Source organism: Prochlorococcus marinus str. MIT 0918, assembly GCF_027359415.1.
Classification (GTDB): Bacteria; Cyanobacteriota; Cyanobacteriia; order PCC-6307; family Cyanobiaceae; genus Prochlorococcus_E; species Prochlorococcus_E marinus_C.
Window position 1 is genome coordinate 268,112 of the sequence record NZ_CP114780.1, and the last position, 11,974, is coordinate 280,085.

The 11,974-nt window shown below is 32.1% G+C and carries 13 protein-coding genes; 7 read left to right on the forward strand and 6 right to left on the reverse strand.

Going from position 1 to position 11,974, the window contains the following annotated elements:
• Nucleotides 1–108 precede the first annotated feature (108 nt).
• The 3 genes from O5636_RS01500 to O5636_RS01510 are packed head-to-tail and all read left to right on the forward strand — an operon-like array spanning nucleotide 109 to nucleotide 2,122.
• Nucleotides 109–558: a DUF3531 family protein gene (locus tag O5636_RS01500; protein ID WP_269622862.1), complete on the forward strand. Its 450-nt coding sequence runs from the start codon at nucleotides 109–111 to the stop codon at nucleotides 556–558.
• 4 nt (nucleotides 559–562) lie between these two features.
• Complete coding sequence (locus O5636_RS01505; RefSeq protein WP_269622863.1) at nucleotides 563–1,321, forward strand: 16S rRNA (uracil(1498)-N(3))-methyltransferase; 759 nt, start codon at nucleotides 563–565, stop codon at nucleotides 1,319–1,321.
• Between the two features lie 57 nt (nucleotides 1,322–1,378).
• Entirely contained in the window at nucleotides 1,379–2,122 is a 744-nt protein-coding gene (locus O5636_RS01510; protein WP_269622864.1) for a TIGR00297 family protein, read from the forward strand.
• Between the two features lie 68 nt (nucleotides 2,123–2,190).
• Here the strand turns inward: O5636_RS01510 and O5636_RS01515 are convergent, their stop codons facing one another.
• From O5636_RS01515 to O5636_RS01535, 5 genes are read right to left on the reverse strand one after another with little or no spacing between them, the layout of a single operon-like run.
• Entirely contained in the window at nucleotides 2,191–2,838 is a 648-nt protein-coding gene (locus tag O5636_RS01515; RefSeq protein WP_269622865.1) for a GDSL-type esterase/lipase family protein, read from the reverse strand.
• Between the two features lie 9 nt (nucleotides 2,839–2,847).
• The gene (locus O5636_RS01520; RefSeq protein ID WP_269622866.1) at nucleotides 2,848–4,404 is read right to left on the reverse strand and encodes a PhnE/PtxC family ABC transporter permease; all 1,557 of its coding nucleotides are present in this window, start codon (nucleotides 4,402–4,404) and stop codon (nucleotides 2,848–2,850) included.
• Nucleotides 4,405–4,411: 7 nt separating this feature from the next.
• On the reverse strand, nucleotides 4,412–5,152 hold the full coding sequence (locus O5636_RS01525) for an ATP-binding cassette domain-containing protein (RefSeq protein WP_269622867.1): 741 nt from the start codon (nucleotides 5,150–5,152) through the stop codon (nucleotides 4,412–4,414).
• Entirely contained in the window at nucleotides 5,149–6,066 is a 918-nt protein-coding gene (locus O5636_RS01530; RefSeq protein WP_420063779.1) for a putative selenate ABC transporter substrate-binding protein, read from the reverse strand. Before O5636_RS01530 ends, O5636_RS01525 begins: the two co-directional genes overlap by 4 nt.
• Before the next feature lie 3 nt (nucleotides 6,067–6,069).
• A complete protein-coding gene (locus O5636_RS01535; RefSeq protein WP_269622868.1) occupies nucleotides 6,070–7,260 on the reverse strand; it encodes a pyridoxal phosphate-dependent aminotransferase in 1,191 nt (396 codons plus the stop codon).
• 90 nt (nucleotides 7,261–7,350) lie between these two features.
• Between O5636_RS01535 and O5636_RS01540 the strand changes: the two genes are divergently transcribed.
• The 4 genes from O5636_RS01540 (at nucleotide 7,351) to O5636_RS01555 (ending at nucleotide 10,957) form a co-directional block, all read left to right on the forward strand.
• Nucleotides 7,351–7,749, forward strand: coding sequence for a hypothetical protein (locus O5636_RS01540; RefSeq protein ID WP_269622869.1), 399 nt, complete (start codon nucleotides 7,351–7,353; stop codon nucleotides 7,747–7,749).
• Between the two features lie 62 nt (nucleotides 7,750–7,811).
• Nucleotides 7,812–8,357 (forward strand): uracil-DNA glycosylase, encoded by a 546-nt coding sequence (locus O5636_RS01545; protein WP_269622870.1) that lies wholly within the window; start codon nucleotides 7,812–7,814, stop codon nucleotides 8,355–8,357.
• A 17-nt stretch (nucleotides 8,358–8,374) separates the two neighbouring features.
• On the forward strand, nucleotides 8,375–9,598 hold the full coding sequence (gene ispG / locus O5636_RS01550) for a (E)-4-hydroxy-3-methylbut-2-enyl-diphosphate synthase (protein ID WP_420063797.1): 1,224 nt from the start codon (nucleotides 8,375–8,377) through the stop codon (nucleotides 9,596–9,598).
• A 99-nt stretch (nucleotides 9,599–9,697) separates the two neighbouring features.
• Nucleotides 9,698–10,957 (forward strand): S41 family peptidase, encoded by a 1,260-nt coding sequence (locus tag O5636_RS01555; protein WP_269622872.1) that lies wholly within the window; start codon nucleotides 9,698–9,700, stop codon nucleotides 10,955–10,957.
• A 7-nt stretch (nucleotides 10,958–10,964) separates the two neighbouring features.
• On the opposite strand, the gene nadA is transcribed toward O5636_RS01555, so the two are convergent.
• On the reverse strand, nucleotides 10,965–11,939 hold the full coding sequence (gene nadA, locus O5636_RS01560; RefSeq protein ID WP_420063798.1) for a quinolinate synthase NadA: 975 nt from the start codon (nucleotides 11,937–11,939) through the stop codon (nucleotides 10,965–10,967).
• Nucleotides 11,940–11,974: the final 35 nt, after the last annotated feature.

Genomic DNA, 11,974 nt, shown 5'->3' on the forward strand with positions numbered 1-11,974 from the left:
TTGATTATATAGCTCTGAGGTTTAGGTTGGTAAACTTTGCTCAAGCATTGTATTTTTCGATATCATCTATCATTAATCATTTAAGATAACAAATATCGTAAAAATATTATGGAAGTACATTTTCGTGAGATTGATCCATTTAATTGTTGGATTTGGTTTCATTTTTCGGATCTCCCTAGTCAAGGTGAAAAAAATTATCTTAATGGCATTTTGGATAGTTGGTATGTAATAGGTCACTTAGGTGGATTTAATTCTGGTAATTTACAAGCCCATCAAGCGGAAAATGATATAAGTTGGCTAAATTATGATAATTCTGATGAAGTATCTAATTTGCCAGCATTAATGCATAATTTAGGACAGCTGGAATATCAAGGGGAATGGGCTAGATGTTGGGTAGACTTAGGCACATCTGATGCTATTGCTCTTGACGTTTTAATAAATACCATGAGACAAATAGATGGCGATTTAATTCGATTTAGAGAAATTTTTGTAGGTGGTGTAAATGAAGATTGGGAAATAGATGAGAATCCTGATGCTCTTTTTATAGATAACGACTAATTTCGTGGCAGAGCCCAGACGTCTCTTAATAGAGTATGCACGCATATGCAATTTTATTAATGATGACCTTTCCCTAAAATTAAATCTATCTGAGCAGCATTATCTTTTTAATGTACTTAGATTAAGGACTAATGATAAAATTCATATTATTGATGGAGAGGGTAAACTTTGGGAAGCAAAGTTATTTGGTAATAAATTAATTAAATTCACAACCGATGTAAATAATCCCTGGCAAAACGAATCTAAGTCTAAAAGAAGTTTATGTTTAGCAATAGCTATACCTAAGATAGGTTTTGATGATGTAGTTAGAATGACTTGTGAAATAGGAATTGATATAATTCAACCCTTGATTTGTGATAGGTCTGTTTTAACTCACGTTAGTATTAATAAGCAAAATCGTTGGGAATCAATTCTTAAAGAATCTATTGAACAATCTGAAAGGCTTTGGAAGCCGGAAATTTTAACCCCTCTTAACTTTAAAAATTGGTCAAATAATATATCTCCTCTAAATACTTTTGCTATAGCAACAACAAGAATTGATAGTTCTTTGGAAATCGAATTATGGTTAAAGAATCTATCTAGTGATTCAAAAAAAGTTTGGACTTTAATAGGCCCTGAAGGAGGATGGTCTGAAGATGAACTTGAGTATGCTAAATCAAAGAGATTTTATTTTGTGAAGATGGGAGATGCAATATTAAGGACTTCTACAGCAGCTATTGCCGCTTCACAAATCATGGCATCCTGGAGAAAATTAAGCACTTAATTTCACTATTATATTGTTTTATAATTTAAAATAGAATTATCTATTTATAGAGTAGAGATGACTTTTCCTTTAGTCGTAAATGAATGGTTTTGGGCCTTTATTATAAACTTTATTCTTATAAGCATTGTTCATACACAGCCATTACTTACTAAAAGAGGATGGGTGCATGCCGGTGCTCTTGGAACAATATTATTAGCTTGTTTAGGTTGGAATGGCTGGATTGCTGTTTTTATTTATTTAATATTTGGCTCTGCTGTCACAAAATTTGGCTTTGCCTATAAACAATCAAAAGGCATAGCAGAATCTAGAGGGGGTAGACGTGGCCCAGAGAATGTCTGGGGCTCTGCGGCAACCGGAACAATTATGGCTCTTTTATACAAGATTCTTTCTGGTCAAGGTCAATATTATATTTTTGTTGGATTTGCTGCAAGCTTCGCATCTAAACTTGCTGATACCTTTGGTAGTGAAATAGGTAAACGTTGGGGTAAGAAAACTTTTTTAATTACCTCTTTTAAATCAGTACCTCCAGGAACTGATGGAGCTATAAGCCTTGAAGGTACATTGGCTAGTCTTTTAGGAAGTTTATTGATGACATCAGTTATGATGGTTTTTTCATTTATATCTTCTTTTGAGTCTTTTCTAATTGTTATGACTAGTGGGTTCTTAGCTACAATTTTTGAAAGTATTTTCGGGGCATTATTTCAAAATAAGTTGAAGTTTATGACTAATGAATTTGTAAATTTCTTGCAAACCACTTTTGCATGTTTAATTTCAATTATGATGGCATTCATTATTAGTTGATTGACTAAAGTTTCAATAATATTGTTTGGGAATATCGTTTGGGTTGGTTTTTATAGTAATAATCATCATCATGACTTTCCCCAGTTTTCTAACGGTGACCAATTCACCACTTTTTCATATATGCAAATATGCCCTTTTGAAGTTAGATGTATTCCATCATCACATATAAGATTTTCCCATAAAGGTTGTTCTCTTATTTCTTGATATGTAGGCAGAAAAGGGATATCTAATACTAGGCAACACTCTTCTATTAGTCTTTCATACTGGAAACACGCTTTATTGGAATACCAAAGGCATTGAGCAAATGGCATTTTTTTCTCAATAACAGGAGTTAAGCCAAGTACCATTACATAGGTAGTTTTTTTGATTCTTTTTAAAAGTTCTTCCAATCCAAATCTAAAGGCATCACTGGATAACTGTGGCCGACCATCTATTCTACCTATTCTTGCCGTGTCGTTTAACCCTACGGCAATTAATATGCCACTAGGGAAATTTCTTCTGTATTCACCACGGCATTGCCATTCCTTTGCCCATCTTTTAGCAATTTTTTCTAATCCGTCACCTCTCACACCTAAAGGATATACAACTGGATAACCTGGATTACTCATCCAATTCTTGCGAAGCCTTTCGCACCAACCACCACCTAAGCTATCTCCCCATCCATATACAGAGCTATCTCCAATAACTATTAATTGTTTCGGTGGTGGATTATTCATAATGAGACATTATGTTTTTACAGTTAACCCTTGTTCATTGGTTTTCTTTAGATAGTTTTGAAATTGTCGGCTTAATGCCTCTCCAATTAATGTAATTAATATAAATGCCATTGTGATCATTAAAACTTCATCCCATGCAAACGAACTTAATGATTCTCTTAATTGCCATCCTAATCCAACACCCCCAATAGCACCCACGACAATTGTTTCTCTTAAGATTACATCTGATCTATATGCAGAGTAGGTTAGATAGTTATTACTTATGGAGCAAAACTTTCCATAAAACCATCCAATAGAACTTGATGCTCCAACTGATCTAATTGCACTATATTTGCAATTGTCTAATTTTGCAATATTCTCTTTTAATATTCTTCCCATAACACCTAGATTTTGAATTCCTAATGCTAATGCAGCAACATATATGCTTGGTGTAGTACAAAGTAATAATAATAATAATAATAAAGGTGAAGGTATAACTCTAAAGAATATAAATATAATATCTATTAGGAAACTTAAGGATCTAAATGGTAAGATCATTAATAAAAGAGGTGGAACTGATATAGCAATTGAACTTGACAATACTGTCATTGATATTGTTTCGAAAAATAGTTTAATCCAAGGAAGATTGCTCATGTTCTTAATTATAATCTTTTGATTATAATCAAAATTAAATGAATGAAATTTTATAGGTGAAAAAATATCTAAACCTAACTTTTGAAGCATTATTATACTTATAATAAGTGAAGATATAAGTACAATAATATTGAGTAAGGAATAGAGACCTATGTTATTCTGATAAAGATTAGGTGACTGTAAGGAATGAACTATTTTTTCGAGAATGATGATAGTTATAAATAATAACCAAAGAGAAGTCCACATATCCCTAAATTCTAAGGATTGAATAGTAAGTTGTAATTCTGTACCGATCCCACCTAATCCGAATATTCCAAGTGCTGTAGCTCCCCTTATAGCACACTCGAGTCTATAGTAGCCATATGAACTAATTAAAGGTATAATTTTTGGCAGCAATGCTGTTATTAATACTCCGAACTTACTTGCTCCATTGTGTTTTATAGCAATAATTGTTGTTATGTCTATTTGATTAATTTGCTCAGAGAATACTCTTGCCATGAGACAAGAATATGGTATCACTATGGAAACTATTGCTATCCAAGGTTTTAATCCGAAAAATTGAAGTAATAATAATCCCCATATGAGTTCATGTGTAGCTCTAGGTATAGAAAGTATTATTTTAATTGCTTTTGATAGTTTTGGATTTATGTCTATTATTTTATAAAATATATCTGAACTTAATAAACCTAACATAATTCCAAATACTACACTTAAAGACCAAGAAATAATTGCTATAAACAAAGTTACTTGAATACCATTTAAACTACTTCTTATAATTGATTGATTTATAGAAGGATTTACTGCTGAAATGATAAATTTAGTAATATTATATAGACCCCCCATATGAATATCCTTAGTTATTTGCAATGTAATAGGTATTAATACGAAAACTGGTAGTATTGCTAATATCGGTTTTGCTATAATTATTCTCATTCAATATTTATTTATAAAGATCATCTAAAAGGTTTTTATTAATATCTTTAATGGGCAAGTCAAAGATTAACTTGCCCATTCTTAAACCTATTACCCTTGTAAAACATGATATAAAATCAATTTGATGTAAACTTATAACTGAGGTGTCTGGAATTAATAAATTATTTTTCTTGCTTCTATTTAATAATGTTAGCAAGATTTTCTTGGCTAATACAGGGTCTAAATCTGAGAAAGGCTCATCAGCTAAAATCAGTTGAGATTGTTGCCTCAGTAATCTAGCTATAGCAACTCTCTTTCTTTGCCCACTAGAAAGCTCTTTTACACTCTTTTTTATTAAATCTTTTGATAAGTTTGCAGCTTTTAAACAGTTTGTACATTTTTCTTTTTCTAATATGAATATTAGGTTTGCTATAGACCATAAAATACTATGCCTACCCAATGCCCCTGAATTAACATTTTGTCCAACAGACAATTCTTCTATTAACCTAAGATCTTGCCATAATGTACCTATTGATCTCTTTTCTTTTGACTTGAGTTTTTCTATATTTATTTTTTTAAATACTACTGTACCTTTTGAGGGAGATAAGGATCCATTTGCCACCTTAATTAAAGTAGATTTACCTGATCCACTTTTACCTATTAAAGCAATCTTATCTCCTGGATAAATTTCTATATTTATATCTATCAGCCTAGGTAATTTATTATGGCCTTCTACAGTTATGTTGTTTAGGCCTAAAATAGTACTCACCTTATTTTGCCAATTTTCCGTCCAATTTCTTCTATCATTTTATATTGACTTTCTTTAGCTTTGATAAAACGTTTTGCTCCAAACATTTCTAGTATTATTGATTGTTGTTTATTGGAAGAATTTAAGCTCAAAATTGAACTTTGTAATTTTTTAGTAAAGCCTTTTCCAAATCTTTTATCTAGGTTTGGCTGTGCTAACCAATGGTAGTCTGGATAAGGAGGTGTGCGCCAAATTTGTTTTACTTTTTTATTATCAGCTTTACCATTATTAAGAGAACTTTTCCATACTGCTTCGTTAAGTACTCCTGCTTCATAAGAATTACTTTGAACCATTGCTATAGTTGCATCATGACTACCACTAAAACCAGGCCTGCCTCCTTTAAATTCTTCAACTCTAACATTAGCTTTATTTAGATAATATTCTGGCATTAACCTTCCTGATGTTGAACTTTCTGAACCAAATGTAAAACGTCTTCCTTTGAGTTTTTGTAAGTCATCAATTTTTTTAATAGATTCAATATTACTTTTAGTATTAACTATAATTACACTATGGAAGTTTTTATCTATATCTCTTTGTGCCATTACTATTGCGCCTGGACGTTGCAACCTAGCTTGAACTCCTGTTAGACCACCAAACCAAACAAGGTCTAGATCACCTGTCCTAAATGATGTTACAGCAGCTTGGTAATTAATTACAGGTTTATATTCTATTTGAACTTTTAATATTCTACTTAGTTCATTTGACAGGGTTTTGTATAGTCTATTTAGCTTTTCTGGATATTGATCTGGAATTGCGCTGATTATTAGCTTTTCTTCCGCATAGGTAATGTTGGTGATTAATATATTACCCAATAATAATATTGATAAAGATAGTTTTATATATAAAAATCTATATGCGATTTTAATATTGGACAATTTTTATTTTGATAACTTACTATTAATTATAACTCTCTTTAGACGATTAAGTCCATCAATTATAGTATTTTCTGATACAGCGCATGATATGCGAATGCATCGATCATCGCCAAAGGCTACACCTGGAACGATTGCAAGCCCCTGGTTCTCAAGTGCAGTTTTACAAAACTCTAATGAGTTAGGTAAATCATTATTTAAATATGGAAATGCATAAAATGCTCCTTCTGGCTTTTTAATTAGTAAACCATCTATTTCTTTTAAACCATTAAGTAATAAATCTCTTCTTGAGTTATAGTTTTCTATCATATAATCTATCCCTCTCATTGACTTTGTAATGGCAGCAAGTGCTCCTCTTTGAGCAAAGCTACAAACATTGCTAGTACTTTGACTTTGCAAGGCGATACATTTTTTTATTATATCTTTAGCTCCTCGTAAATATCCAACCCGCCATCCTGTCATTGCCCATGCTTTTGCAAATCCATTTACTATAAATATTCTATCCTTAAGATCAGGAGTAATAGAAGAAATACTTATATGCTCTTGATTTCTATCAATTAAATACTCATATATCTCATCGCTTATTATATTTAAATTAGGGAATTGTACAGCTATATCAATTATTTCCTCTAGTTCACTTCTCTTCATGACTCTACCAGTAGGATTACAAGGAGAGTTTAAAATTAGTAGCTTAGTCTTATTTGTTATGTTGTTTTTGAGTTTAGCTATATCTAATTTAAAATTATTTTCAGCAGATGAAGGTAATGTTATAGGAATACCTCCGGCTAATTTAATTATCTGAGGATAGCTAAGCCAATAAGGTGATGGTAATAATACTTCATCTCCAATATTAAGTATTACTTGACATAAATTAAAAATCGCTTGTTTTCCACCATTAGTTATAAGAATATTTTCTATATTGGAAGGTGTTTTATTGATATTAGTAAGTTTATTTGCAATTGCATCTCTTAGTTCTTGATCCCCAGCAGCAGGACCATATCGTGTTACACCATCTTTTAATGCTTTTATAGCTGCTTCTACTATGAAATCTGGTGTGTCATAGTCAGGCTCACCTGCACTCAAACTGCATATGTTTCTTCCTTGCTTTTTTAGAGTTTGCGCAAGAGAGCTGATCTCTAATGTTAAAGATGGCTCTAAAGATAGAGCTCGCTGGGAAATTACATGAGAGGCGCTCATTTTCTGAAACCTCTAAATTTGGATTCTCTTTTTAACATCTCTGCTCCCTTTGGTGACTGGCATAAGCTGTTTAAATTATATAAAGTTTAAATGGATTGCATTCAAGCTAGTTTTTTAATTTCTACATCTAAGCCTAAAGAGCTTTCAACTTTTTATTCTTCTCTATTTTCTAAGAAAGTAGAGGAAGGCTTTGATAGTAATCATTGTTCGATAAATGCTCATTCATCTCTCCAAATAACATTCTATAAACCTTCCAGCAATAGAATTCCTTCTGATATGAGATGTCCACCTATATCGCTTTGTTTTGAAAAGCCAGCATCTAAAGAGCCATTGATAGTTTTGAATAATTGGTTAGAAGAAGTTATTTCTTTAGGAGCTACTCTTATTGAAAAGCCAAAGTTAGAGTCTTTTGGCGCTGAGGCATGGGTATTAGATATAGATCAAAATAAGGTTTTGTTATATGTCCCTTATAAAAAAAGTTGTGAATAAGATAAAAATTACTTTATTGATTATTATTTAAATTTGTTATTTACACTAGCCTTTCCCCAAAGTTGGACAGCACAAAGCTTGTTATTTCGAGAGGGAATCCATTTTCTCGTTTAATGTTAATAGGAGAAGCCCCTGGGGCTATGGAAGAACAAATAGGTAAGCCTTTTGTTGGGAGATCTGGTTTATTGTTAAATAATCTTTTAAAGTCTTCAGGAATTAACCATGATAAGGATGTTTACATATGTAATTTGGTTAAAACACGACCACCTAATAACCGACCACCAACAAAAAAAGAAATTTCCGAACATTTACCTTGGCTTTTTCAACAAATAAAATTGGTGGACCCCTTGATTATTGTTTTGATTGGTTCTACTGCTTTACGTACAATACTTAGTACTAAGACCAAAATCACAGAATTAAGAGGTGTTTGGCACAAATGGAATGGAGTCTATGTAATGCCAATTTTTCACCCTGCATACCTACTAAGAAATCCTTCAAAGACTCCTGGAGGCCCATTTGACTTGACGCGTTTAGATTTGTTAGAAGTTTGGAAAAAACATAACGAATTGAAAACGGTATTGAATTCCTCAACATCTTTTCCTTTATAGAGAGTTTGATTATGACAATGCTTTCAACAATCGAAGATAATAACGACTTGTTGTCTCGTCGTTATAGCACTCAAATCCATCGCAGAAAAACATGTTCTGTAATAGTTGGAGGTATTGGAATAGGTAGTGAGCATCCTGTTTCAGTCCAATCAATGATTAATGAAGATACTTTAGATATTGATTCATCTACAGCTGCTATAAGACGTTTACATGAGGTTGGTTGTGAAATCGTTAGATTGACAGTCCCTTCACTTTCTCATGCAAAAGCAGTAGGCGAAATAAAAAATAGACTTGAAAAAACTTATATGCATGTTCCATTGGTTGCTGATGTTCATCACAATGGTATGAAGATAGCTTTAGAAGTAGCAAAACATGTAGATAAGGTAAGAATAAATCCAGGCCTTTTTGTTTTTTCTCAACCAGATCCAAATCGTACTGAATTTTCAAAAGAAGAAATCGAATCAATAAAAGATAAGATTGTTGATAATTTTAAACCAATTGTTAATACTTTAAAACAGCAGAATAAGGCATTGAGAATAGGCGTAAACCATGGATCTTTAGCAGAAAGGATGTTATTCCAGTTTGGGGATACACCTCTTGGAATGGTTGAATCTGCAATGGAATTTATTAGGATATGTGATTCATTAGATTTTCATAATATTATTATCTCTATGAAGGCATCTAGGCCGCCTGTAATGCTTGCGGCTTATAGACTTATGGCAGATACTATGGATAAGGAAGGTTATAATTATCCTCTTCATTTAGGCGTCACAGAGGCTGGAGATGGAGATTATGGTCGAATTAAAAGCACCGTAGGAATTGGAACACTTTTGTCTGAGGGAATTGGAGATACTATAAGAGTTTCACTTACTGAAGCACCAGAAAAGGAGATTCCTGTAGCTTATTCAATATTACAAACCGTTGGTTTAAGGAAAACAATGGTTGAATATATAAGTTGTCCAAGTTGTGGAAGAACATTATTTAACCTTGAGGAAGTAGTAGCAAAAGTAAGAGATGCAACTAATCATTTAACTGGTTTAGATATTGCAGTAATGGGTTGTATTGTTAACGGCCCAGGAGAAATGGCAGATGCTGATTATGGTTACGTTGGCAAAGGGAAAGGAATAATTGCACTTTATAGAGGTAGAGAAGAAATTAGAAAAGTAGCAGAAGAAGATGGTGTTACTGCATTAATTGATCTAATTAAAGAAGATGGTAAATGGATAGAGCCTGGCGAATAAATGTATTTTATAACTTTCAATTAGATCAATATGTATAAACCTTACTATAAAAAACGTATTGCTAATAATTTTATAAGATCTATATTTTTTTCCGTTTTTTTGGTCCCAGTTGCTTTTGCTATTCCATTAAACAACTCTTTGATTGAAGATAGCCCTAAAGAAGTTTTAGATCAAGTTTGGCAAATAATATACAGAGATTATATGGACTCCACAGGTAAGTATGATCCATCTAATTGGATTAGGCTTAGAAAAAAATTACTTTCTAATAAATATCATAATTATTCTCAAGTCTATGATGAAATTGAAGCCATGTTGTTAACTTTAGAAGATCCTTATACAAGATTTTTGGATCCAAAGCAATTTGATGAAATGAAAATAGATACATCAGGACAGTTGACTGGGGTAGGTATACAAATAGCAATAGATGATAAAACCAAAAATATAGTTGTAATATCACCAATAGAAGGAACTCCTGCTTTCAAGGCAGGTGTAAAAGCAAAAGATATTATCTTTTCAATAGATGGAAAAAATACTGAAGGAATGAGTATAGATAATGTTGTAAAATTAATACGAGGAAAGGAAGGTACTAAGGTCTTAATTGGCTTTCAAAGGGGAAACAAATCTATTAATATATCACTTGTTAGAGAAAAAATAGAAATTAGAACAGTATCAACAAAACGTAAAATATTAAATAATGGCATGAAAATTTCTTATATAAGATTAAAAACATTTAGTGCTAATGCTTCAAAAGAAATGAATAATGCAATTAAGTCTGCAGAACTTCATAATACAGATGGTTATATTATTGATTTAAGAGGAAATCCAGGGGGATTACTTGAAGCAAGTATAGAGATATCAAGACAATTCTTAGATAAAGGAATTATAGTAAGTACCCAAACTAGAAATGGTATAAAAAATGTAAGAAGGGCTAGAAATACTTCATTAACTAAAAAGCCAATAGCGATTTTAGTTAATGAAGGTTCTGCTAGTGCAAGTGAAATTCTATCTGGAGCTATCCAAGATAATAAAAGAGGAATTCTTGTAGGAAATAAAACCTTTGGTAAAGGGTTGGTTCAATCTGTCAAGCCATTAATTGATGGCTCTGGACTTACAGTTACAGTAGCCAAATATCTAACTCCCAATGGAGTTGATATTAATAAGAATGGTATTAAGCCAGATATCAAAGTAAATCTAATCTTGAAGAAGAGTGATAATTTCTCTATTAGTGATTTAGGGTCATCAATAGATAATCAGTATACAGTTGCCGAAAATGCTTTAGTGCAAAAGATTAATCAATTAAGTAACATCAAAAGCTATGTACCTGGTTCAGCTAATTTAGAGAAGGCACTAAATAAATAAATTCTTATTATTTACTCATTTCTAGCATTTTTTTTATTGGGTTAAAGGCTTTACTTCTTATACTTTCTTCTAGTATTATTTCTGGATTCATTTGTTCAAGTGATCTAATCACTTTTTCAGCTGTATTAAGCCTCATGTAAGGACAGGAATTGCAGCTGCATCCATCAATTCCTGGAACATCAACAAAATTCTTTAACGGTTCTTTTATTTTCATTTGATGAATTATTCCTGGCTCTGTTAAAACAATAAAAGTAGAAGTATCCGATTTTTGAATATATGATAATAACTTACTTGTAGAACCTATATAATCTGAATATTCTAATAAGCTTTGTGTACATTCAGGATGTGCAATTATTTCTGAATCTGGATTCTTTGCTTTTAATTTAATAAGTTCTTCCTCACTAAATGTTTCGTGTACGATGCATGAACCTTCCCACAATTTCATCTTTCGACCACTTTGATTTATAACCCACCTGCCTAAGTTCTTGTCAGGTGCAAATATGATTGGAATCTCCTTTGGTATCTTTTTAACAAGGTCAACTGCATTACTACTTGTACATATAAGATCGCTTTGTGCTTTAACAGCTGCTGAACAATTTATATAGCTAATAACAAAATGATCTGGGTATTTGTTTAAAAACTTCTTGAATTCATCTGCAGGGCATTCATCAGCTAGTGAGCATCCTGCATTTATGTCTGGTATTAGAACAGTTTTTTTTGGGCTTAAAATCTTCGCTGTTTCAGCCATAAAGTGAACACCACAAAAAACTATTACATCTGCGTTTGTCTGAGATGCCTTTCTAGATAACTCAAGGGAGTCTCCTATGAAATGAGCTATATCTTGAATGACTTCATCCTGGTAATAATGAGCAAGAATAATGGCATTCTTTTCATTGCAAAGCAGGTTTATCTGCTTTTTTATTTCATCCCTTGTTTTGGGAACAGGTAAATCCGTCTGATAGCTAGTTTTAGATTTAAACAGTTTCTTTTGAGCAATATGATGCAGTATAGAGGTTG